Source organism: Tunturiibacter gelidiferens (assembly GCF_013410115.1).
GTDB lineage: Bacteria > Acidobacteriota > Terriglobia > Terriglobales > Acidobacteriaceae > Edaphobacter > Edaphobacter gelidiferens.
Genome location: NZ_JACCCV010000001.1, coordinates 2,687,001 through 2,708,910 on the forward strand (window position 1 = coordinate 2,687,001; position 21,910 = coordinate 2,708,910).

19 protein-coding genes and 2 tRNA genes are annotated in these 21,910 nt (G+C 59.3%); 12 read left to right on the plus strand and 9 right to left on the minus strand.

The features are described 5' to 3' along the window. Positions 1-57: 57 nt before the first annotated feature. Together recJ and HDF12_RS11280 are read right to left on the minus strand one after the other, a co-directional pair. A complete protein-coding gene (recJ, locus tag HDF12_RS11275; RefSeq protein WP_179582929.1) occupies positions 58-1,878 on the minus strand; it encodes a single-stranded-DNA-specific exonuclease RecJ in 1,821 nt (606 codons plus the stop codon). Between the two features lie 9 nt (positions 1,879-1,887). Then, positions 1,888-2,346, minus strand: a complete 459-nt coding sequence (locus HDF12_RS11280) for a hypothetical protein (protein ID WP_179582930.1) — start codon at positions 2,344-2,346, stop codon at positions 1,888-1,890. Between the two features lie 90 nt (positions 2,347-2,436). On the opposite strand from HDF12_RS11280, the gene HDF12_RS11285 reads away from it, so the two are divergent. The 7 genes from HDF12_RS11285 to HDF12_RS11315 all read left to right on the plus strand — a co-directional run bounded on the left by HDF12_RS11285 (position 2,437) and on the right by HDF12_RS11315 (position 6,289). Beyond that, on the plus strand, positions 2,437-2,802 hold the full coding sequence (locus tag HDF12_RS11285; protein ID WP_179582931.1) for a (2Fe-2S) ferredoxin domain-containing protein: 366 nt from the start codon (positions 2,437-2,439) through the stop codon (positions 2,800-2,802). A gap of 52 nt (positions 2,803-2,854) precedes the next feature. Beyond that, a complete protein-coding gene (locus HDF12_RS11290) occupies positions 2,855-3,133 on the plus strand; it encodes a DUF507 family protein (protein WP_179582932.1) in 279 nt (92 codons plus the stop codon). Beyond that, positions 3,130-3,405 carry a DUF507 family protein gene (locus HDF12_RS11295; protein ID WP_179582933.1) on the plus strand — a complete coding sequence of 92 codons (276 nt, stop codon included), beginning with the start codon at positions 3,130-3,132 and terminating at the stop codon, positions 3,403-3,405. The genes HDF12_RS11290 and HDF12_RS11295 overlap by 4 nt, the downstream gene beginning before the upstream one ends. A 98-nt stretch (positions 3,406-3,503) precedes the next feature. Then, positions 3,504-3,580: transfer RNA gene (locus HDF12_RS11300), tRNA-Glu, on the plus strand. Between the two features lie 28 nt (positions 3,581-3,608). After that, positions 3,609-3,685, plus strand: a tRNA-Glu gene (locus HDF12_RS11305). Positions 3,686-4,388: 703 nt separating this feature from the next. Further along, the gene (miaB, locus tag HDF12_RS11310) at positions 4,389-5,765 is read left to right on the plus strand and encodes a tRNA (N6-isopentenyl adenosine(37)-C2)-methylthiotransferase MiaB (RefSeq protein ID WP_179582934.1); all 1,377 of its coding nucleotides are present in this window, start codon (positions 4,389-4,391) and stop codon (positions 5,763-5,765) included. After that, a complete protein-coding gene (locus HDF12_RS11315; protein WP_179582935.1) occupies positions 5,765-6,289 on the plus strand; it encodes a bifunctional nuclease family protein in 525 nt (174 codons plus the stop codon). The genes miaB and HDF12_RS11315 overlap by 1 nt, the downstream gene beginning before the upstream one ends. Before the next feature lie 9 nt (positions 6,290-6,298). Here the strand turns inward: HDF12_RS11315 and HDF12_RS11320 are convergent, their stop codons facing one another. Both HDF12_RS11320 and aroA read right to left on the minus strand, forming a co-directional pair. Next, on the minus strand, positions 6,299-7,414 hold the full coding sequence (locus HDF12_RS11320; RefSeq protein WP_179582936.1) for a glycosyltransferase family 4 protein: 1,116 nt from the start codon (positions 7,412-7,414) through the stop codon (positions 6,299-6,301). A 58-nt stretch (positions 7,415-7,472) separates the two neighbouring features. Next, complete coding sequence (gene aroA, locus HDF12_RS11325; RefSeq protein WP_179582937.1) at positions 7,473-8,792, minus strand: 3-phosphoshikimate 1-carboxyvinyltransferase; 1,320 nt, start codon at positions 8,790-8,792, stop codon at positions 7,473-7,475. Between the two features lie 285 nt (positions 8,793-9,077). Between aroA and HDF12_RS11330 the strand changes: the two genes are divergently transcribed. Further along, positions 9,078-9,953 (plus strand): DUF2076 domain-containing protein, encoded by an 876-nt coding sequence (locus HDF12_RS11330; RefSeq protein ID WP_179582939.1) that lies wholly within the window; start codon positions 9,078-9,080, stop codon positions 9,951-9,953. Positions 9,954-10,093: 140 nt separating this feature from the next. Here the strand turns inward: HDF12_RS11330 and HDF12_RS11335 are convergent, their stop codons facing one another. The 4 genes from HDF12_RS11335 to HDF12_RS11350 all read right to left on the minus strand — a co-directional run bounded on the left by HDF12_RS11335 (position 10,094) and on the right by HDF12_RS11350 (position 16,695). Continuing rightward, a complete protein-coding gene (locus tag HDF12_RS11335) occupies positions 10,094-11,977 on the minus strand; it encodes a SpoIIE family protein phosphatase (RefSeq protein ID WP_179582941.1) in 1,884 nt (627 codons plus the stop codon). A gap of 930 nt (positions 11,978-12,907) precedes the next feature. Beyond that, the gene (deoC, locus tag HDF12_RS11340) at positions 12,908-13,699 is read right to left on the minus strand and encodes a deoxyribose-phosphate aldolase (protein WP_179582943.1); all 792 of its coding nucleotides are present in this window, start codon (positions 13,697-13,699) and stop codon (positions 12,908-12,910) included. 186 nt (positions 13,700-13,885) lie between these two features. Further along, a complete protein-coding gene (locus tag HDF12_RS11345) occupies positions 13,886-15,463 on the minus strand; it encodes a UdgX family uracil-DNA binding protein (protein ID WP_179582945.1) in 1,578 nt (525 codons plus the stop codon). Beyond that, a complete protein-coding gene (locus tag HDF12_RS11350) occupies positions 15,463-16,695 on the minus strand; it encodes a putative DNA modification/repair radical SAM protein (RefSeq protein WP_179582947.1) in 1,233 nt (410 codons plus the stop codon). Before HDF12_RS11350 ends, HDF12_RS11345 begins: the two co-directional genes overlap by 1 nt. A 113-nt stretch (positions 16,696-16,808) precedes the next feature. On the opposite strand from HDF12_RS11350, the gene HDF12_RS11355 reads away from it, so the two are divergent. The 3 genes from HDF12_RS11355 (at position 16,809) to HDF12_RS11365 (ending at position 20,261) form a co-directional block, all read left to right on the plus strand. Next, positions 16,809-17,894 (plus strand): LLM class flavin-dependent oxidoreductase, encoded by a 1,086-nt coding sequence (locus tag HDF12_RS11355; protein ID WP_179582949.1) that lies wholly within the window; start codon positions 16,809-16,811, stop codon positions 17,892-17,894. Positions 17,895-18,333: 439 nt separating this feature from the next. Next, a complete protein-coding gene (locus HDF12_RS11360; protein ID WP_179582951.1) occupies positions 18,334-18,837 on the plus strand; it encodes an OmpA family protein in 504 nt (167 codons plus the stop codon). A 449-nt stretch (positions 18,838-19,286) separates the two neighbouring features. After that, positions 19,287-20,261, plus strand: a complete 975-nt coding sequence (locus HDF12_RS11365) for a YncE family protein (RefSeq protein WP_373563895.1) — start codon at positions 19,287-19,289, stop codon at positions 20,259-20,261. A gap of 106 nt (positions 20,262-20,367) precedes the next feature. Here HDF12_RS11365 and hpt read toward each other — a convergent pair whose 3' ends face one another. After that, positions 20,368-20,931, minus strand: a complete 564-nt coding sequence (hpt, locus tag HDF12_RS11370) for a hypoxanthine phosphoribosyltransferase (RefSeq protein ID WP_179582953.1) — start codon at positions 20,929-20,931, stop codon at positions 20,368-20,370. 65 nt (positions 20,932-20,996) lie between these two features. On the opposite strand from hpt, the gene HDF12_RS11375 reads away from it, so the two are divergent. Further along, positions 20,997-21,869, plus strand: coding sequence for a prolipoprotein diacylglyceryl transferase (locus HDF12_RS11375; protein ID WP_179582955.1), 873 nt, complete (start codon positions 20,997-20,999; stop codon positions 21,867-21,869). Positions 21,870-21,910: the final 41 nt, after the last annotated feature.

Here is a 21,910-nt window from a genome sequence, read left to right on the forward strand (position 1 = left end):
TCAGATCGGACCAGAAACTTTTGAGGATAAGGTAGTTAACGGGCGCGATGGAGCGAATCAGGCGAGTCTGAGATCGACTAATTCCAATTCCAGGCCGGGGAACTGGGGGTTGGTTTTGGCCTTCAGCCTGTAGGCAACGTCTACCAGAGAGCCTGTGTCGAGGGCCATTTCCACGCAGCGGGCAGGCCAATCCGTGGTGCGGCTCCAGCCCAGGGCGCTGATATGCGTGGTTTGGCCAGACCTCTGGAGTTGAAGACAGATGTGTCTTTCTTTGATGAACCGCACTGGTGCACAGAGGGTGAGTGCGCGGGTGAGGAAGATGGGCTCGCGGTTGCCGATGCCGAAGGGTTCGCAGCGGGTGAGCCAATCATAGAAGCTCTGCGTGAGGTCGCTGAGGAGGAGTTCGGCGTCGCATTCGAGCGGAGGCGTCATGATCTCAGCGGTGAGCCTGGGGGCGCCGTAACGCTGCATGCGCTCCCGGAGGAGGTTGGTGCGGTCGGAGGGCATGGAGAAGCCGACGGCGTGGGCGTGTCCGCCAAATCTTGTGAAGAGCGGGGTGTTTGATTCAGACACTGGTTCGTGAATCGCGCTGAGGGCATCTAGCAGATGAAAGCCGGCGATGGAGCGGCCGGACCCGTGGGCGTGGCCGTCTTCGTGGGTCATGACGATGGCGGGTCTGCCGGTGCGGTCGACGACGCGGGAGGCGAGGATGCCGAGGACGCCGCGATGCCACTCGGGGTCGTCGAGGATGATGCACTCGGCGAGGTAGTCTCCGAGGGTGTCGCGCAGGGCGGTGAGTTGGATTTCGATGGCTTCGAGAGCCTTTGCTTCGGTGGCGCGGCGCTCGTCGTTGAGGCGGTTGAGCTTCTCTGCGAGGTGGGTGGCGCGGGCTGCGTCTTTGGTGAGGAAGAGCTCGACGACATCGCCGGCGATGTCCATGCGTCCGGCTGCGTTGATGCGTGGGGCGAGTCGAAAACCTACTTCGGTCGCGGTGGGGGGCCGATTGATGGGGATTTGAGCCACTTGCATGAGTGCGCGCAGGCCTGGCTGTACGGGGTTGCGAAGTTCTCTCAGGCCCAGGGTCGCGATGACTCGGTTTTCGCCTTCGAGGGGAACCGAGTCGGCGATGGTGGCGATGGCGACCAGCTTCAGGAACGAGGGAATCAGTCCGTGTTTCAGCTTTGTGCGCTGCTCTTCGGTCTCGGTTGCGGCCAGCAGGAGAGCATGGGCGAGTTTGAAGGCTACTGCTGCGCCGCAGAGATGTTTGAACGGGTAGGGGCAGTTTTGTTGTGCGGGATTTAGGACGGCAACTGCTTCCGGGATGCCGATGGCTCCGTCGGGGAGGTGGTGGTCGGTGACGATGAGGTCCATGCCGAGAGCTGTTGCTTCCTCGGCTGCTGCGAAGGCGCGAATGCCGGTGTCGACGCTGATGACGAGGCGAACGCCGGAGGCTGCGGCCTGGCCGAGAACGCCGTTCTGCATGCCGTAGCCCTCGCGGATGCGGTGAGGGACGTGATAGGTGACGGTGGCGGGGGTCTCTTTGGGGGCGATGCGCTCGATGGCGGTCTTGAGGAGAACGGTGGCGGTGGTGCCGTCGACGTCGTAGTCGCCGTAGATGAGGATGGGTTCGCTGGAGCGGACGGCGTGCTGGATGCGGGCGACGGCGATCTCCATGTCGAGCATGAGCATGGGATCGAGAAGATCGTCGAGGGTTGGGTTGAAGAAAGTTTGGGCAGCTGCGGCGTCGGAGATGGCGCGCGAGACGAGTATTTGAGCGATTGCGTGCGGGCAGCCGAGGGCGTCGACCAGATTCTGAACGGCAGTCTCGTCTGCGGAGCGGGTACTCCAGGCTGGCAGCCCAACGTGGGCGGTGGACATTGGTTTTGCTTACTCGTCGCTGTCGTCGACTACGATGCCGCCGAGGTCGGTTACGGTCTCCATGAGGTTCTGGAAGCTGTCGTACCAGTCGGTTGCGACCTCGAAGATGAACATGACGCCCTGGTGGGCGAAGCCGAGCTGGAGGTAGCCGACTTTGCCGACGTGGTTGACGAGATACTCAGCGTCGTCGAGCTCTTCGGAGTTGTCGTCGGGGAAGGTTTGATCGCGAAGCTGCTCGAGCAGGATGGCAACGTCGGATTTTTCGAGGATGACTTCGCTCATGGTGACGAAGGGGGAGCCGGCCGCTTTGGCGTGCTCGACGAAGTCCTTCCATCCGTCGGGGTTTTCTTCTTCGAAGATGACGGTCGGGACGTCTTCTGTAACGTAGGCATTGAGGCGACGCATGCCGTGGCCGGCGATGAAGGCCACCATGTCGTCTTTGAGCGAGATAAGATTGTCAGGTTGCATTCGATAGTTATTGTCTCAGAAACGCCGGTGCATCGCACGGGAAAGACTCCGCGGCACGCTCGGCAAAGGGCTTCTGGAAGGGAATCAGGATTGGCAAAGTTCAAGCACCACGTTTTTATCTGTACCAATGAGCGGGACCAGAGCGCTTCGCGGCCCAGTTGCAGCAACGAAGGAGGCGGGAAGCTGAAGTCGGCCTTCAAGGAAGCGGTGAAGGATGCTGGGTTGAAGGGGCAGGTTCGGGCTAACGAGCTTGGTTGCCTTGACCAGTGCGAGCACGGCCCGGTCGTTGTGGTGTATCCGGACGCGGTCTGGTATGGGTCCGTTCATGCGAAAGATGTGGAGGAGATTGTGAACCAACATCTGTTGCATGGGCGTCCGGTGGAGCGGCTGCGGCTGGCGGATACATGTCTGAATACAGAGAGTTGCCCGCATAAGCCAGCATCGAAACGCAAGTGATGGATATAGGGCGAGTGCGCCGTTTCGCGTGGTATATTCGAAGGAAAGTCAAATGATTTTTTCAAAAGATTACGTTGGATACCTGGCGCGCCAGACGATTAAGCATTTAGTCGCCGAGAAGATGATTCACACCGACAAACCGGCTTTGGTCAACGAACGCGTTGCTGCGGGAATGGTGGATGAGCTGGCTTTGGAAGATCGGATCAATGATGAGGTTCGCGTGATCCTTGAGGCCTTCCAGGATGACATGCGCAAGACCGGCGCGAGCTATCCCGAGATGTTCAAAAAGGTGAAGAACGAGCTCGCCCGCAAGTACAAGGCGGTGCTGTGAGGATCTCTCGCGACAAGCTCAACAAGCTGGCTCATACGGTGGCCGACACCTTGGCGGAGATCCCGGAGGTCGACTTTCTGGAGGATCGAAATACGATTCGGCAGGAGGCTCGGAAGGCTCTGGAGAAGCTGCTGATGGAAGAGACGAAGATCGACGCAGCGGCGCGGCAGAAGATCGCTTCACAGCGAAAAATCATCGTGGAAGGGTCGCAGGAGTGGGACATTCTGTACCGCAAGTACTACAACGATGAGGTGAAGAAACTGGGGCTGTAAGGGCTTCTTTTTCAGAGGGGCGCGGGTCGCTCGGCAGCGTCGTTAGCTGATATAATTTGTTTATCGCAGTGGAGAAGTTCCTCTCCTGTCTGGTTTCTGGCGTCATGGTGTAACTGGTTAACACGCCGCCCTCTCAAGGCGGAGAGTACGGGTTCGATCCCCGTTGACGCTACCAATCCTTTCCTTCTGCAACTTCGTGTTTTGGCGCCATGGTGTAACTGGTTAACACGCGGCCCTTTCAAGGCTGAGAGTACGGGTTCGATCCCCGTTGGCGCTACCAAACTTTCAACAACTGAGACGTAGAAAGCGGACCTAGCTTCCGCATGTAGTTGGCACCTGTTGGGGTTGCGCAGGCTTGTCGAGCAAAGCCGAAGGTACGCTTCGTCGTTGAATGAATCCAGCATGAAAAGTCAGGATCGTGGGCTCTGAAAATTAGGAAATTGGATGAGCGCCTGCGTCTAAAAAGAGAACAGGGGAAACGTTCTTGAACCCGCAGTCACCATAGGTAGAGGGCCGTCGTGGCTCCGCTAACGGCAGAATGGTAATGCAAATTGAAAGGGTAGGTTATAGCAGATGTCACTTAACCAAAGTCAACTTCTCTCCTCCTGGCCAAACCTTGAGAAGAGGTCGGCGTGCGATGAAGGCATGGAGCTTGCGGGTAGTTTTCTGAAGGCCGCCCGTGAGTGCGTGATCACCTTAGGTAAGGGCAGGACAAGCGGCAGCCGTGCAGACCTTTTGTGGACCTATAACGCGATGGTGCAGCATAGCGACAGTTGTAAGAAGTGTAGTGAGAGCTGATTCCATTGATTCGATCCTGAGAGGCGAGATGGGCACACGGCGAGGTGCCCATTGACGCTTAAGCGGCGAGCCGTTTCACAAAACTTCAAATCTCATGGCGGCAAGCGGTATTGAAGGTTCGGGTGTACCTGGCGCCCTACCAAACCCTTGTCAGTCGAGACTTAGCGAACGGCTATACTGTAGGGGTGAGTAAGACTTTTTATATTGAGACGTTTGGCTGCCAGATGAATGCCCATGACTCGGAGAAGGTCATCGGGACGCTGGAACAGCAGGGGTATGCCCGGGTTCAGGACGAGGATGCGGCTGGGTTGATTCTGTATAACACCTGCTCTATTCGCGATAAGGCAGAACAGAAGGTGTTTCACCGGCTGAATGAGTACAAGAAGCTGCAGGGTGAAGGTAAGAAGTTCGCTGTGCTGGGCTGCGTCGCCCAGCAAGAGGGCGAGAAGATATTCGAGAAGGCTCCATATGTGTCGATGGTGGCGGGGTCGGCGTCCTATAGGAATCTGCCGGAGATGCTGCGGCGGCTGGAGGCGGGGGAAGAGCGGATTACGGGGCTCGATGACCGGCAGACTGATCTGACGTTTGAGACGGAGTTTACGGTGCGGTCAAATCCGCATCGTGGATACATCACGATCATCGAGGGCTGCGACAAGTTTTGCGCTTACTGCGTGGTGCCTTACACGCGTGGCAAGGAGCGCAGCCGGACTGCGGCTTCGGTGCTGGTTGAGGCGAAGAAGATGGTGGATCTTGGGTTCACGGAGATTCAGTTTCTTGGGCAGAATGTGAACTCGTATCGCGATCCTTCGGCGAGGATGTCGTTCGCGGAGCTGCTGGTTGCCGTCGGAGAGCTACCGGGAATTCGCAGGGTGCGGTTTACGACGTCGCATCCGCGGGACTTTACGCGGGATATTGTGCAGGCGATCGACGATACGCCGACGCTCTGTGATCATATTCATCTGCCGGTGCAATCGGGGTCGACCGCGGTGCTGAAGGCTATGTCGCGGGAGTATACGCGGGAGTGGTATCTCGAGCGTATGAGCTGGATCAAGGAGGCGAAGCGCGACATCAGCATCACGAGCGATATGATTGTGGGTTTCCCGGGTGAGACGGATGCGGACTTTGAGGAGACCATCACACTGGTGGGCGAGGTGAAGTATGACGCGGTGTTTGCGTTCAAGTTTTCGCCGAGGCCGAATACTCCGGCGGTGACGATGGCGGATAGTATCCCGGATGAGGTGAAGTCGGAGCGACTGCGGATCTTGATGGACCGGCAACGGGAGATTCAGCGAGAGCACTATGGACGGCATCTGGGCGAGGTGCAGGAGGTGATGGTGGAGAGCTATAACCCTTCGCGCAACCAAGTTGTTGGGCGCAGCTCGCAGAACAAGACGGTGAACTTTACTGTTTCCAGGATTGCTCAGCCTCCGATTGGGAGTTATCTGCCTGTTCGGATTACGCAAACGCTGCCGAATTGCCTGGTGGGTGAGGCGATTGCCGATGTAGATGCTGTGCCGTTTGTTTCTGTACAACGGGTTTCGGATTTTGTGGTGCTCAACTGATGAATCCCTCTTCGGTTCAACCGGCCGTACAGGCTCCAGATGAAGTGGAGATGCAGATTCGCGGGCTTATGATGGACCCGGTTACGAATATGCCGATCATTGTGCTGAAAGATGTGGCGAGCGATCTGGTGTTGCCGATCTGGGTGGGAATCTTCGAGGCCAATGCGATTGCGCTGGAGTTGGAGAAGACGGCGACGCCCCGGCCGATGACGCACGATCTGTTGCAGAACATGGCTCGTGGGCTGAATGCTGAAGTGCGTAAGGTTGTAGTTTCGGAGCTTCGGGACGATACTTTTTTTGCGGTCATCTGGATGGATCATGCGGGCGAGACGGTTGCGATGGATGCGAGGCCGTCGGATGCGATTGCGCTGGCGCTGCGGTGGGATTGCCCGATCTATGTCAATCGTTCGGTGCTCGAGAACTCGAAGCAGGCTGCGAGCGGCTCGCCGAATGTGAATGCCGAGGAGATGCGGCGGTGGCTCGAGAACCTGAACGACGATGACATGGGCCGCTACAAAATGTAACTGTTTTGGTTACAGCCAATTGCAAAGTGTAGCGACGCGTTCGGCCCACTCGTCTTCCGTGGGAAGGTGTGGCTGCGCGGTCGTGTAATGCTTGCCCTCGAGGACGCTTTCGATTGCTGATTGCAGGGCGGGGGTCATGTTCTCTTCGCCGCCGGTGAACACGGTTGCCCAGGGGGTGTCGAGCAGAATGTCGCTGACGCCTGATTCGCGATGCAGCAGGACTGGGATGCCTCGCTGTAGCGATTCGATGGCGGGGATTCCGTAGCCTTGAACGGCGGGCATGAGGAACAAGTGGGTCTGAGAGAACAGACGTTCGAGATCGTCATCGGGAACGAAGCCGTGGAAGTGAATGCGATCGCCGATGCCGAGTGCTTGGGCCATGTTGCGCAGGCTGGGGATGAGAGAGCCTTTGCCCGCGAGATCGAGTCTCCAGTCGATGATGGTGGAGAGTGGTTTGTCGGCGCGCTCCAGCTCTGCGAGGGCTCGGATAATCCAGTCGATTCGCTTGTTGGGCTCGATGCGGCAGACGGAGAACATCTGGAGTTGGCCGTTTAGCGGGTGGGAGGGAGGTGTTGAGGGGCTGGTGCCGAGACCGCCCATGCGGGCGATCTTTGCGTCGATGTTGAAGTCCTTGCGGCATTCGCTGCGGAGGTACTCGCTGGTGACGATGGTGTTGCCGCCGGAGCGCAGGCCGTAGCCGATGATGCGATTTGAGACGGCGATGCGCAGTTTGGTGGGCAGGCGGCGGGTGTCCTGATCTCCGAAGAGAGAGGGCGTGTCGTGCATGAGGGTATGGAATCCGCGCTGTCCGGCGAGGGTTGCGTGAAGGGCAGGTTGATAGCCGGAGGCAAGCGGTTTGGGTGAGTTTGGGGACTGCTGGTTGAAGTAAGTGCGTAGGAAGGCGATCTTGTTGCGTGCTCCTGGTGCGGGATTGAGCTCGACGACCTGCAGGGGGTGGGTGGCGTATTGCGCGAGGTTGCAGCGGTCGAAATAGGTGACGACGTGATTGGGCAGGTTGCGTTGATAGAGCCAGCGGGAGAGCGCGAGGACGCTGCGTTCGGAGCCGCCGAACTGCTCGATCTCGGTGATGATGATGGGGCGGGAGCCGCTTGGAGGTGTTTGCATGGACCCAGTTGGGAGATTGAAGTCAGCTTAGCAAAGTTGCAAGGTTCACGAAGGCGGCTCAGCGTTGGCAGAGATTATCGAGATGGGTGAAGAACTCTGGGAAGCTGATGGCGGCGGATTCGGCTCCGTGGATTTCGGTGTCTCCGGTGGCACGAAGGGCTGCGATGGAGAAGGCCATGGCGATGCGGTGATCGGTACCGGAGTCGATCTGCGCTCCGTGAAGACGCTGGTTGCCGGGGATGACCAGGCCGTCCTCGTGCTCGGTGAGTTCAGCTCCCATGGCGCGGAGGTTTTTGGCGACCAGAGCGATGCGATCGGACTCTTTGACGCGAAGTTCTTTGGCGTCGCGGATGGTGATGCCATCGCTGGTGTAGGGGGCGATGGCGGCGAGGACCGGGAGTTCGTCGATGATTTGGGCGGCGAGGGCTCCGCTGATGTGCATGCCTCGGAGGCCGTTGGGCGAGACGTTGACCTGAACGGTGCCGACGAGTTCGCCATGGTGCTCTTCGACGTTGAGGACCTTGATCTTGCCGCCGAGGGCGGTGATGACGTCGAGCAGGGAAGCGCGAGTGGGGTTCATGCCGACTCCATCGAGGATGAGGTTGGAGTCGGGAAAGAGAAGCGCGGCGCAGAGAAAGAAGGCCGCGGAGGAGATGTCGCCGGGGATGGTGGCGTCGATCGCTTTCAGGGTTTGATTGCCGGGGATGCTGAGTTTTGCGGCATCTCCCGCCGCGGCGATGGTGCGGTTGAGGGTAGCGCCGAAGGCTCGGAGGGCGTGTTCGGAGTGATCACGAGTGCGGATGGATTCGGTGAGGCTGGTGGTGCCGTTGGCCTGGAGGCCGGCGAAGAGAACCGCGGTTTTGACCTGCGCGCTGGGGATGGGGGTGTCGAAGTCGATGGCGCGGAGCGGGCCGCCGTGGATGGTGACGGGGGCGTGGCCTTCGACGAGGTCGATCTTCGCACCCATCTGGCTGAGCGGCTTGCGTATGCGTTCCATGGGGCGGAGGGTGAGGGAGTGGTCGCCGATGAGGGTGAAGGTGTGATGATGAGGAGCGATGAGGCCGGCGAGCATACGCATGGTGGAGCCGGAGTTGCCGCAGTCGAGCGAAGCTGCAGGTTCCTGGAAGCGGCCGCCGGTGCCGGTGATCTCGATGGTCTTGTCTTCTTTGTGAACGACGGTTGCGCCGAGGGCTTCCATGCATGCGAGAGAGGAGTGGGGATCGGCCCCGGTGGAGAAGTTGGAGAGGCGGGTGGTGCCTTCTGCAAAGCCGGCCAGCATGGCGTAACGGTGCGAGATGGATTTGTCGCCCGGTAGGGTGAGGGAACCCTGAAGGGTGCGGGCGGGGCGGATCGTTTGTGTGGTTGAGGAGGAAGACATTTGCTTTAGCTTAAATGCTTTTGGGATCCCTGAGAGGAAGAAGTGAACAGGCGATCAATAACGAGGTGCGAGAGGGAGATGTGCGATGGGCTTGCGGTTGAACCAAGGTGAATTGTTTTGCGTATTGATAACTTGAGAGGATTGCGGAGCATCCCATGTGAGAGTGAAGCGATGCGCGGCAGCGACGTTCGTGTTATTCGTGCGTCCATCAGTCGATAGAGTTAGCGGCGGCTGGTTTCGTAGCGCTGAAGGCAGTTTGGGTAGGATAACGGAAAAGGACGAGAGATGACTCCTCAGGAACAGGACATGATCGGCGGTCTGATCGACCGCATTCAGAAGACACAGCTTGCAGAGAAAGATACGGACGCGGAGCAGATGCTGCAGCAGGGATTGGGACGCAATCCAGATGCGCTATACATTCTGGCGCAGACTGTGTTGGTGCAGAAGTATGCGCTGGAGCAGGCGCAGGCACAACTGACGCAGGCGAAGGCCCAGATCGAGCAGATGCAACAGCATCCCGAGCCGAAGCATGCGACGAGTTTTTTAGGGAGCTTATTGGGACGGCACGATGAGCCTACTCCCCCGCCACCGCCTCCGCCACAACAGGCTTATCCGCAACAGGCGGGGCCGGTATATCCGCCGTATGCTCCCGTGGGGGGCGGGTATGGCGCTGCTCCGGTGCAATATGGGGCTCCGCCTCAGTATGGCGCGCCGCAGGGAATGGGCGGAGGTGGGTTTATGCGGGGTGCTCTGCAGACGGCTGCCGGGGTTGCAGCGGGAGCGTTGGCGTTTGAGGGGGTGGAGTCGCTGATGCATGGATTTGGGCATGAGGCGGGGTATGGTGGCGGTCAGGGATTGGGCGGCTTCGATGGCGGTCAGCGTCCGACCGAGGAGATCGTCAATAACTACTATGGCGATGATCGTGGCGGGCGCGATGTCTCGGCGGATGAGAGATCGCTGGGCCAGCAGGAGGATCGGGACTTCGGCTCGCGTAATGCTTCGGATACTTCCTCAAACGATCGGGATTCGCTCTATGGGTCTGATGACTCTGGTTCTGGCGACGATGCCAGCTTTGATTCGGATAGTTCTAGTGATGACGCTTCGTTCGATGATGGTGGCGATGATGGATCGGGTGGTGGAGACGACAGTAGTTTCGCCTAAAGTGCAGCGCGATTGAAGTGAGGAGAAGAGGTCTGCTCGGTGCAGGCCTCTTTTCTTTTTTTCGTTGATACTGTTGTCCTGCCGGACGGGCCCGCTGCGCGCGGCGCGGTCACTTCGTGACGGGTATACCTTTTTCTGGTTTAGGTGCTTTGCTCGGTGGCGCGGAGGACAACGATGGTCTCGTCGTCGAAGTGGGCGGTGCCGGCCTGGAAGTCGGTGACGGCCTGCAGGACAGTGTCGACCGTGAACTGCGCGGTGGGATGGTGTTGTGATTCGAGGAGTTGAGTGAGGCGTTCGTCACCAAACATATCGCCGGTGGCGTTGATGGCGTCGACGATGCCGTCGGAGAAGAAGACGATGAGGTCGCCGGGGCGAGTGGAGAGGGTGAACTCTTCGTACTCGGCGTTGGGGAAGAGGCCGAGGGGGAAGCCTTCGGCCTGAATGGTGCGGACGCTGGGTGGCTTGGTGGTGTCTGAGTTGGCAGCGACGAAGAGAGGTTGGACAGAGCCGGCATTGGCGATCTGGAGGGTCTGGTTGCTGTCATCCCAGACGGCCATGAGCATGGTGACGTACTGGGAGTCGAGTTTGCGCTCCTGGAGTTGATCGTTGAGTGCGACGAGCATCGCGGCGGGCGAGAGGTGTTGTGGTGCGAGGGAGCGCAGGATTCCGCTGACCAGAGCGGCGTAAAGGGCGGCGGGGGCTGCTTTGCCGCTTACGTCTCCTACGGCGATGGCGATGCGGCCAGAGCCATAGTCGAGATAGTCGAAGACATCGCCTCCGATGGAGCGGGCGGCGACGAAGCGGGAGGCGATCTCGGCGCGCTCGAGCTTGGGCGGGTGCGAGGGCATGAGGCGGAGCTGGACCTGACGGGCCATGTCAAGGTCGCGCTCCATGCGCTGCTCCTCCTCGTGAATGCGTTGGTAGAGACGGGCGTTGGCGATGCTGATGGCGACCTGCGAGGCGAGGGTGGAGAGGGTGCGGAGGTGGTCGTCGTTGTAGTAGTTGACGCGGGTGTGTTCGAGGTCGAGGACGCCAATGACCTCGCCCTTGTAGACGAGGGGGATGGCGAGTTCGGAGCGGACCTCGGGGTTGGCTTCGACGTAGCGTGGATCCTTGCGGACGTCAGGAGCGAGGATGGGTTCGCGTAGCTGGGCGGAGGTGCCGATGAGGCCTTCTCCGAGTGCGATGGTTCGTGCGCGGGTGACGCGTTCGCCGAAGCGGGAGGAGAAGCGGTGCTCGAAGAGCTGGGTGCGGTCGTTCCACAGGAGGATGGTGAACATGTGGAAGTCGATGACGCGCTTGAGGAGCTGGCCGATGCGCTCGAGGAGGTCGTCGGGATCGAGGATGCTGGTGATCTCGCGGGAGATGTCGTTGAGCACGGCGAGGGTTTGGGCCTGGCGGGAGACGCGGGTGTAGAGGCGGGCGTTCTCGATGGCGATGGCCATGCGGGAGGCGACGAGCTCGAGGAGGCGCTGGTGCTCCATGGTGAAGTAGCCGATGGTCTCGGATTGCAGATCGAGGACGCCGATGACCTTGTTTTTGACTACGAGGGGGACGGCGAGTTCGGAGCGGACGGCGGGGTTCGCGTCGATGTAGTTCTCTTGCGTGGTGACGTCTTCGACGAGGAGGGATTTGCGATGGAGCGCGGCCTGGCCGGAGACGCCGCGGCCGAGCTTGATGCGCATGCGCTCGACCTCAGTGGAGTGGCCGATCTGGAAGCGCATGCGAAGGTCCTGCGAGCGGTCGTTGATGAGCAGGATGGCGAATATTTTGTAGTCGATGACGGCGCGGACGAGGTCGGCGACGCGGTGCATGAGGGTGTTGAGGTCGAGGGTGGTGTTGAGGGCGTCGGCGAGGTTGTGGAGGAATTCGACCTGAAGGGGCTCGACGCGAATTTTGGGGTCGGCGGCGTGGGAGTGGAAGAGTTGCGGTGTCGGGGGGCGGTAGTCACCTTCGTATGGGTGCTGGGGTGCGGGCGCTTCGGGGGCGGCTGGCGGAGCGTTCGGTTTGATGGGGGAAGGCATTCTGCTTTGCGTTGATATTACCGGGTGAGGTTGGGTTTGGGGAGTGCGCGATTGGGATTGCGGGTCGTTGGGGACGACCGGCTTGAATAGTGTGGGTTCTTCTGCCGGGTGCGGGTGCTAACTTTAGCGGCTCCATATTGGGTTATTCCTTCGCTCCCGCCAGTCATGGAATATCCCCCCATATTATTGTCGCGGAAGTAGTTTATTTTTGTTTGATTTGCAAAGACGGGCTACTCGCAAAAACTTCATTGCAAAAGGTTTAGCTGCAGAATCTTCATTCCAAAAGGGTTAGGGCTAATTCTCCTTCGACGGCTTGCTTAAACGAGACGACCCCGATGGCCGGGGTCGTAAGAACGAATACTGTAGTCATTATAGCGGAGTGCGTGGAACTGATACGCCACGCCTATGTTATTGATTTTGAATGGGATAGTTGTTTTTGGGCTTGACAGCGAATTGATGGTTGGTTTGCGGGCTGTTCACGATGAGGTGGTGAACAGGCGTTGAGATGAGGATCTTTGAGGGGAGAGCGGCAACGTTGGAGTGTTTGGGCTGGAAGGTTCGAACGGTATGCATGGGGTGGAATGTGTCGGGATCCTTCACTCCGTTCAGGATGACGGCGAAGAGCAGACAACGGCAAATGCAAAGGCAAGGCAAAGGCAAAGGCAACTGCAACTGCAAATACGGGGGTCTCTCCACTACGCAACGAACGATGAGGCTGTTCGTTGCTCCGGTCGAGATGACGCTTCTCTTAGACGGTTCTTCGCCCGACGTCCTTCGCTGGACGTCTCTTCGCTCGATGCCTCTTTGCTGGTCGTCTCTTTGCTAGATGCCTCTTCGCTGGACCACTCTTCGCTGGATGTCTTCTTTGCAGATGCGTCTTCGCTAGATGCCCGGGTCTTTAGGGGCCTCGTTGCCTCAAGGCGGGTGGGCTTAGTAGCTGGGTACTGCGGCGGCTGGGTCGATCGCGTGTCCGGCGAGTTCGTTGAGGATCTTGACACTGGCGCTGGCTCCTATGCGCGAGGCACCGGCGCGGAGCATGGTGGTGGCGTCGGCGAGGGAGCGGATTCCGCCGGAGGCTTTGACGCCTGCGCGGGTGCCGGCTACGCCGCGGAGGAGGCTGATGTCGTCGGCGGTGGCGCCGCCGGTGGAGAAGCCGGTGCTGGTTTTGAGGAAGTCGGCACCGGCGGAGAGGGCCAGCTCGGAGGCGCGGAGCTTTTCTTCAAAGGTGAGGAGGCAGGTTTCGAGGATGACCTTGACGATGGCTCCGGCGGCGTGGGCGATCTCTACGACGCCGTGGATGTCCTGGCGGATGGCTTCGTAGTCTGCGGACTGGGCGGACTTGAGGAGGCCGACGTTGAGGACCATGTCGATGTCGTGGGCACCGTGTTTGAGCATGTGGGCGGTCTCTTCGCGCTTGGAGACGGAGAGGGTGGCGCCGAGGGGAAAGCCGATGACTACGCCGACGGGGATGCCGGTGCCCTGGAGGGCGGCGGCGGCGAGCGAGACCCAGGTGGGATTGATCATGGCGCAGGCAAAGCGGTGTTCGGCGGCCTCATTGCAGAGCTGGAGGACCTGGGTGCGGGTGGCGTCGGGCTTGAGGAGAGTATGGTCGAGGACGGCGGCGAGGTTCTGGGGGGAAGAGAGGGTGTGGGCGGCGAAGGCTTCGGCATCGAATTGCTCTGGGCCGTGGGGAAGGGGATCTGTGATGGACAGCGTGTTCAAAAAAGTGCTCCTTCGGCGGGGGAGGTGATCGCGCCGGGTTACTTTCTATCATACGAGGGTTGCGGCTGGTTTAAGGGGGGCAGCCTGGGGCTTCGCTGATTGTTATGGCGAAATATAGGGATCTCTCAACGGCGGCGGCAAAGTTCGTCGCCTTCGGTCGAGATGGCGCGATTTTTAAGGGTAGGATTAGACGGCTTTCTGTGCGGTGTGCCAGGCGAGGGCCATATCATCGCGGAGGAAGTTGTAGAGTTGTTCGCCGGATTCTTGGTCGCGGGCTCTGAGGACTGCGCTGGGGTGAATGGTGGCGATGACCTGATTGGCGTAGGGAGTCTGGAGGATCTTTCCGTGGTCGCGCATGAGGGCGAAGGTTCCTCCAAACAAAGACTTGGACGCTGAGGCTCCGAGGCAGAGGATGACGCGGGGGTGGATGGAGTCGACTTCGGCGAGGAGCCAGGGGCGGCACGCGTTGATCTCGGACATGCGGGGATTCTGGTGGAGACGGAGCTTGCCGCGCTGAACGAATTTGAAGTGCTTGACGGCGTTGGTGACGTAGATTTTGGAGCGGTCGATGTTGAGGTCGGCCATGACGCGGTCGAGGATTTTGCCGGCGGGGCCGACGAAGGGTTCACCCTGGAGATCTTCCTGGTCGCCGGGCTGTTCGCCGACGAGGATGAGTTTGGCGTGGGCTGCTCCCGCGCCGGGGACGACCTGGGTGGCGTGCTGGTAGAGGTCGCAGCCTTTACACGCTGGGAGCGCTGCGCGAAGAGTGGACAGCGAGTGATTTTCCGGTACGAAGGGTTGGGCGGAGGGCTGTTGCTGCGGACGTGTGACCATGTCGGAGACTCGGCTTTGAGATTTGATGATGAGGTCAGGCAGAAGCGAGATTTCGGGAAGGTTCTTCCAATAGCGAACGGGCATTTCGCTGCGCATCATCTCGGAGTTGAGGCGCGCGGGGTTGTAGATGCTGGCGTAGTAAGAGCGCCAGAGATCTTCGAGCTCGTCTTCGGCGGGGGCGGACTCGCGGGGCAGGCCGGGGGCGAAGGTGAGTTGCTTGCCGGTGGGATCCCAGGAGACGGAGGCGTCGGGAGTGAGAATGGTCCAGCGCATGACGCTGAAGCGTTCGGCAAAGAAGGGCGCGGCGAGTGGGAGGATGCGGTGGTCGGGCTGGTACCAGGCGATGAAGTGCTCGCAGGTGTCGGGCTGGGAGGGGGTTGGGGTGACGTGAGGATCGGGGTCGCAGTGTGGGAGTGCGGTGTGGTTGAGCCCGAAGGGCGTGGGGGTGGCGAGGACGAGATGATGGGGGCCGGGTTCGTTAGGCAGGGACTCGTCTACGACGATTGGGCGGCCGCTGGGGTCGCCGGGTTCGAGGACCATACGGAAGCGAACGAAGGCGTGCATCTTGTGGAGGTCGCGGCGGACCTGGGATTCGAGGCGTTCGAGTTCGGCGATGTCGGGGTCGACGGAGATTTTGAGGAGGTTGCGGTTGGTCTGGAGGCGATAGAGGATGCGGTAGAGGAGATTCCAGCGCTGGGGATCGCGATGCACGGCGGCGTACTCAGCAGATTCGAGGAAGGCTTTTGAGGTGTGGGGCGTTGGCAGTGGCGGGCCGGTGGGTGCGTCGGAGGATTCGAGAGTAAGGTCCAGCGTGGAGGGGATGGTGGAGTCTTGAAGGTCGAGCTCCTCGGGACGGTAGCCGAGATGAAGTGCTTCGCGTGCAGCTTCGCGCCAGGCGTTGAAGTCGGGTTCGAGGGGGATTCGCTTCATTAGATGGAGCCAGTGAGTGCGCTGACGGATGCGAAGAGGTCAAGCTGTGTGGTGAGTTGCGATTCGTGGGTAGAGGGTTGCTGGCGCGGCGCGTGATCGATGGTGATGAGATAGGGTAGGGCGCTTTTGATGCGGACGCGGAGTTTCTTCAGGTCGTCGAGGAGAAAGAGATGATATTTGCGGATGCTGAGGATGCGTTCGACGTTGCGGTAGCCGATGCCGGGGACACGGAGGAGGGATTCGCGGGGAGCGGCGTTGACGTCGACGGGGAAGAACTCTGGGTGGAGTTTGGCCCAGGTTGTTTTGGGGTCTTCGGTAAGGGAGAGTGAGGGGTTCTCTTCGGAGGTGAGTTCGGCTGCGTTGAAGCCGTAAAAGCGCATGAGCCAGTCGGATTGATAGAGGCGGTGTTCGCGCATCATGGGTGTGGGCTTTAGTGGAAGACGGGCGTCGGCGGCGGGGTATGGGCTAAAGCCGGTGTAGTAGATGCGGCGGAGTTTGTACTGGCCGTAGAGGTGGGTGGCGGTGGTGAGGATCTCGCGGTCGGTTGCAGGGGTGGCTCCGATGACCATCTGTGTGGATTGGCCAGCGGTGGCGAACTTAGGAGCTGAAGGGAGCTTGCGGCGGTCTTCGTCGGCCTCGTCTTTGCGCAGGGCGATCTTGTTCATCGTGGATTCGATGACGGTGGTTTTCTTTTCGGGGGCCAGTTGGACGAGATCCTGCTGGGTGGGTAGCTCTATGTTGGCGCTGAGACGGTCGGCGAAGAGGCCAGCCTGATCGATGAGGAGTTCGCTCGCTCCGGGAATTGCTTTGAGGTGGATGTAGCCGCCAAAGTGATGCTCGGTGCGGAGGGCTTTGGCGACGTGGATGAGCTGCTCCATGGTGTAGTCGGGGGACTGGATGATGCCGGAGGAGAGAAAGAGGCCCTCGATGTAGTTGCGCTTGTAGAAGTCGAGTGTGAGTTTGACGACCTCCTCGGGAGTGAAGCGGGCGCGCTGGATGTCGGAGGAGATGCGGTTGACGCAGAAGATACAGTCGTAGGTGCAGAAGTTGGTGAGGAGGATTTTGAGCAGGGAGACGCAGCGGCCGTCGGGGGTGTAGGAGTGGCAGATTCCCGTGCCATCGGAGTGACCCACGCCCTTGCCGTTGCCGCTGCGCCTGGCTCCGGAGGAGGCGCAGGAGGCGTCGTATTTTGCGGCGTCGGCGAGGATCTCGAGTTTTTGCTGGGTGTTCATGCAGGAGCGTAGATGCGAGTCGTGGGGTAGTTCGATGCTTTATTGTAGCGAAGAAAAGACGAAGATTAATTTTGCGGTTTGATTCGATTTGAGCTCTTCAACATCCAACAGAGGTGAACGTAGATAAGGTAGAAAAAAAGCTTCGACTTTCGGTTTTGGATCAGTCGCCGGTGCCGGCGGGAAGTATGCCGGGACAGGCTTTGCAAAACTCGATCGAGCTGGCGCGGCTGGTGGATGGGTTGGGGTACGGCCGGTTTTGGATGTCGGAGCACCATGCGATGGATACGCTGGCGTGTACCGCTCCGGAGGTGATGCTGGCGCGGATCGGCGCGGAGACGAAGCGTATTCGCATTGGGTCGGGTGGGATCATGCTGCCGCACTACACGCCGCTGAAAGTGGCGGAGTGTTTTCGGATGCTGCATGCGCTGTATCCGGGGCGAGTGGATTTGGGGATCGGGCGTGCGCCTGGCGGCGGGCCAATCGAGGCGCTGGCGCTGAAGCGTGATCGGAAGACGAAGATGCTGGATGATTTTCCAGACCAGGTGAGCGAGCTGCTGGCGTTTCTGGGGCGTCGGTTTCCGGAGGGACATCCGTTTGCGGGGATTCGGGTTTCGCCGGAGATGCCGGGAGCTCCGGATGTGTGGATGCTGGGGTCGAGTATGTGGAGCTCAGCCGCGGCGGTGGAGTTTGGACTGCCTTATTCGTTTGCGCACTTCTTCAGCCCGGTGAATACGCGGGCGGCGATTGAGACTTATCGGCGGAGCTTTACCGGGAGCATCTATCGCAAGGAGGCGGAGGCTACGGTGGCGGTTGGTGTGATCTGCGCGGAGACGCAGGATGAGGCTGAGTTTCTGTTTTCGAGTGTGCGGCTGCTGCAGCGGCGGATCAGGCAGGGGGATCGGCGGCCAGTGGCGTCGCCCGAGGATGCGGCGCGGGAGTTGTACCTGTTAGGCGATATCCCACAGGAGGAGGGCGAGTGGCCGCGGTACTTTGTAGGGACTCCTGCGGTGGTGCGGGAACAGCTGGAGTCGATGGCTGCAGAGTTGGGGATTGGGGAGCTGATTGTGAATACGATTGTTTGGGATCAGGCGAAGCGGCTGCGTAGTTATGAGTTGTTGGCGGGAGAGTTTGGGATGGGATCGGATCGGTTGAGTTCACTTGAGGGTCGTGAGCTGAGAGAAGCTTCACCTATAAGTTGATTTTGAGGGGATGTACTTGAGCGGTCCAGCGTTAAGGTACATAAGCGATCTCGGTAGGGTTTCGGTATATTTTGACTCGGTACTGCGCCAAGTAACGCTGCATTGCGCCAAGTAGCGCTGAAGTTTTGCGCCCAAAAACCTGAAACAACACTCAAGCCCACTCTCTCAAGATCGGGCGAGATTCTGGATGAATGAGCCGGGCGGTCGATGGTTGAACAGTTGTGCTCAGCGTATCCGCCGGAACTTCGTGTCGGCGAGAATTTCTTGTCTCTGAAACCCCGCTGTCATTTTGTCTCGGAAAGGCTGCTGTTATTTTTGCTAATATACGCGATCGTTCGGATCGATTAGCTTCGCAATAACGAGCGTCGATGTACACACTGACCTCGGTTGGCAGGTAGCACAACGACAGGCGCATCCTAACGGAATGGAGGTTTTATCCATGAAATGCCGACTTGTTTTCGTCTCCGTCACAATGCTCCTTTTGACCAGTATCGCGGTGTTTGCACAGAGAGGCACTCTGGGGTCATCCGCTGATGTTGCCTTTTGGGTTGACTACTGGGGAAAGCCGAGAGTGGCTCTCTACGGTCCCGAGGAGCAAGCCTTCAATCAGAACGTGCACGAGATCATGTTTCCCGTGAATGTTTTTGATCGTCCTTTGGACCCGAACACACTGAACGAGAATGTTCAATGGTTGAAGGATCATCCGAATGCTCGCTTTTACATCGACGGCTACGCCTCCTCGGACGGCCAGGAGGGCTACAATCTGAATCTCTCAAGACAGCGGGCGGAGTGGGTCAGACGAGCGCTGATACGCAAGGGCATTGCGGAGAATCGGATTGCGCTGGCGGTGCCATGGGGACAGTTGTATCCAACTTGTGCCGAACGTGACCATGAGTGCTGGAGTAAGAACCGGGTTGTCAGGTTTGTTTACTCTGCCAATTGAAGTCCCGCGCCCAGGATGCGTCCAAGCCTCATGATCGACGCTCGTCTCGAGTGTCAGCGACAGGACTGTGACCGCGGTTTGCGTGGGTAAATTTCCGAGGAGCCGTCTGCCCGGATGCAAAGGGTTGCATGTGTCACGGAGTTGTAAAGAGTTTGTCATTAGTTATGCTCTCGACAGACATTGCTGATGTGGGTGGGCTATCGTTCGTTTGCTGCTGAGAGATGGGTGCTGCTTTGGTCTCACTCGAGGCAGAACTATCTCGCTTCGAGGTAAACGATATGCGAATCCACGAATCTTTCTCGCGCCGTGAAACTGATGCGCCGCTGCTTCGCCAAGGAAGCAGGTCTGGTTGGAGCAAAACTCTTACAGCCGTTACGCTGCTGGCCTGTGGGACTGGAGTGGTACTAGCGCAACACCATGACAGTGACGATGCATTTTTGCCGAGCCCGGTGAGAAGTGTCTCGACGGTACCGGGTAATGGGGATGTGAATCCGTACGGAGTTGCGTTTGTCGGGGACAATTTTCAGACTGGATCCGGACCGTTGAAGCATGGGGACATTCTGGTCTCGAACTTCAACAACAGCATGAATCTGCAGGGTACCGGAACGACTATCGTCAGGGTTCCGAAGAGTGGATCGCCGACTGTGTTCTTCCAGGGTAAGAAACCGCTGGGGCTTTCTACGGCGCTGGGAACGCTGCAGTATGGGTTCGTGGTTGTCGGGAATGCGCCGACGGTGGACGGTACCGCGGCGACAGCAGGGCCGGGGTCGTTGCTGGTGATCAACAATCAGGGCAAGCTGATACAGACGTTCACGAGTGCGGAGATACAGGGGCCCTGGGACATGGCGCTGGTGGATGGTGGAGACACGGCAATTGCATTTGTCTCGAATGACCTGACCGGGACCGTGGTCCGGTTGGACTTCAAAGTAAGCTCCAGCGGTCTGACGCTGCTGCGTACGAAGACGATTGCTTCGGGGTATGTTCATCGCGGCGATCCGGTGACGCTGTTTGTGTCGCCTACGGGTCTGGTGTATGACGACCGGCGCGACGTGCTGTACGTTGCTTCGACGGGAGACAACGCCGTCTTCGCGGTGCGAGATGCGGCGGATCGTCACACGGATGGCGGACTGGGAACCATTGTTTACCAGGACAACGTTCATCTGCATGGGGCGCTTGGGCTGGCTATGGCTCCGAATGGACACCTGCTGGTGACGAACAACGATGGCATCAATCCCGATCCCAATCAGCCGAGCGAGATCGTGGAGTTTACGAAGGACGGGAGGTTTGTGAAGCAGATCCCCGTGGATCCGGCCCAGGGCGGATCGTTCGGCTTAGCGGTGCGCACGACCGAAGACAAGGCAATCCTTGCGGCGGTCGATGACAATACTGCGACGTTGACTATCTGGACGCTGAACTTCGAGTAGACCGGGCAAGGGCAGCTTCTGCTGCGAGTGGATGAGTTACGTACGGCTGCCATTGGCGTGAGGAGGGTCAGAGGGCTGGGATCGCCAGCCGTTCGAGAATTTGTGCCTAGTGGCCGGCGACGTCGGCGGGGAAGATGCGGATGTCTTCTACTCCGCGGTAGCGCTCGGCGTAGTCCATGCCGTAGCCGATGACGAATTTGTTGGGGATCTTGAAGGCTACGTAGTCGGCTTCGATGGGGACGAGGCGGCGCTCGGGTTTGTCGAGGCAGGATGCAATTTTTAGGGATGCGGGTTTGTGTTGCAGCATGAGGCCGCGGAGGTAGCTGAGGGTGAGGCCGGTGTCGAGGATGTCTTCGACGATAATGACGTGCTTGCCTTCGATGGGATTGTCGATGTCCTTGATGAGCTTGACGGCGCCGGAGGAGACGCGGGCGCGGCCGTAGCTGGAGACGGCGACGAAGTCGAAGGTGTTGTCGACCTGAATGGCGCGGGCGAGGTCGGCGAGGAAGATGGCTGCGCCTTTGAGTACGCCGATGAGGACGATGGATTGGCCTTTGTAGTCGGCTGAGATCTGGGCTCCAATTTCGCGGGTGCGGTCGGCGATCTGTTGTTTGGTGAAGAGAATCTCCATCTCTGCGGCGGGGGGAAAGACGGGCGTGCTGGTGGACATAAAGGATAGGCTAACCCGAGTAGGGGGCTAAGGCAAAGGCCGCTATACTTTATAGAGCGAGGATTATGTTTCCCTATATCGATATTGGCCCGATTCATCTGGGTACATTTGGGTTGTTGTTGTGGCTGGCGGCGGTGGCGGCGACGGTGGTGCTGCACAAGAACTTTGTTCGGAACGGCGTGGATGCCGATGCGCTGAACGTGGTGGCGTTGGTGGTGATCGCTGGAGTGCTGGGTGCGAAGGCGTGGCATGAGCTGCAGAATCCGGCTGATCTTTATGCGGCGTACCGGCAGATTATCGCTCCGGGATGGCATCGGCCATTTGCCGTGGCGATGGATTTTCTGCACTGGTTTCAGGCGGGGTTCGCGTGGTTTGGCGGAATGCTAGCCGGGATTGCGATGCTGATGTGGCAGGGCCGGATGGCGAGATTCAAGGGGGCTCTGGAAGGCACTCAAGGTGCAGTGGTGGGACCCCTGCGAATGCTCGATTTGGCGGCTCCGGCAGCTGCGATAGGGTATGGCGTGGGACGGATCGGCTGTCTGCTATCAGGCGATGGGGACTACGGAATCAATACGACTCTGCCGTGGGGAGTGCATATGGCGAAGAATGCGCTGGTGCTGCCGACTCCTCCTGATGCGCTGGTGCAGCCTACGCCTGTGTATGAACTGATTTTCTCGTTGGTGTTGGCGTGGTGGTTGTGGCGGCGTGGCACGAAGAACCTGTCGGTGGGTACGATCACGGGCGAATATCTCGTGTTCAGCGGAATCGGGCGGTTTCTGGTGGAGTTTGTGCGAGTTAACCCTCGACTGTATTGGGGTATGAGCAATGCTCAGGTGGCGGCACTGGGATCGGTCGTAGTGGGATTTGTGCTCATCGGAGTCGCGAAAGCGAAAAAGGTGCAGTGGGCTCCCGAGCTTGCTGCTGATCCTCGAACCTGATCTGAAAGACGAGACGGTGAGTTCGTAGGGGATTGGGTCCT

What these genes read in the sequence shown, in the direction of transcription:
- recJ (WP_179582929.1), bottom strand. Translation starts at nt 1,878, where the DNA reads ATGTCCACCGCCCACGTTGGGCTGCCAGCCTGGAGTACCCGCTCCGCA.
- HDF12_RS11280 (WP_179582930.1), bottom strand. Translation starts at nt 2,346, where the DNA reads ATGCAACCTGACAATCTTATCTCGCTCAAAGACGACATGGTGGCCTTC.
- HDF12_RS11290 (WP_179582932.1), top strand. Translation starts at nt 2,855, where the DNA reads ATGATTTTTTCAAAAGATTACGTTGGATACCTGGCGCGCCAGACGATT.
- HDF12_RS11315 (WP_179582935.1), top strand. Translation starts at nt 5,765, where the DNA reads ATGAATCCCTCTTCGGTTCAACCGGCCGTACAGGCTCCAGATGAAGTG.
- HDF12_RS11320 (WP_179582936.1), bottom strand. Translation starts at nt 7,414, where the DNA reads ATGCAAACACCTCCAAGCGGCTCCCGCCCCATCATCATCACCGAGATC.
- aroA (WP_179582937.1), bottom strand. Translation starts at nt 8,792, where the DNA reads ATGTCTTCCTCCTCAACCACACAAACGATCCGCCCCGCCCGCACCCTT.
- HDF12_RS11330 (WP_179582939.1), top strand. Translation starts at nt 9,078, where the DNA reads ATGACTCCTCAGGAACAGGACATGATCGGCGGTCTGATCGACCGCATT.
- HDF12_RS11335 (WP_179582941.1), bottom strand. Translation starts at nt 11,977, where the DNA reads ATGCCTTCCCCCATCAAACCGAACGCTCCGCCAGCCGCCCCCGAAGCG.
- HDF12_RS11345 (WP_179582945.1), bottom strand. Translation starts at nt 15,463, where the DNA reads ATGAAGCGAATCCCCCTCGAACCCGACTTCAACGCCTGGCGCGAAGCT.
- HDF12_RS11350 (WP_179582947.1), bottom strand. Translation starts at nt 16,695, where the DNA reads ATGAACACCCAGCAAAAACTCGAGATCCTCGCCGACGCCGCAAAATAC.
- HDF12_RS11360 (WP_179582951.1), top strand. Translation starts at nt 18,334, where the DNA reads ATGAAATGCCGACTTGTTTTCGTCTCCGTCACAATGCTCCTTTTGACC.
- hpt (WP_179582953.1), bottom strand. Translation starts at nt 20,931, where the DNA reads ATGTCCACCAGCACGCCCGTCTTTCCCCCCGCCGCAGAGATGGAGATT.
- HDF12_RS11375 (WP_179582955.1), top strand. Translation starts at nt 20,997, where the DNA reads ATGTTTCCCTATATCGATATTGGCCCGATTCATCTGGGTACATTTGGG.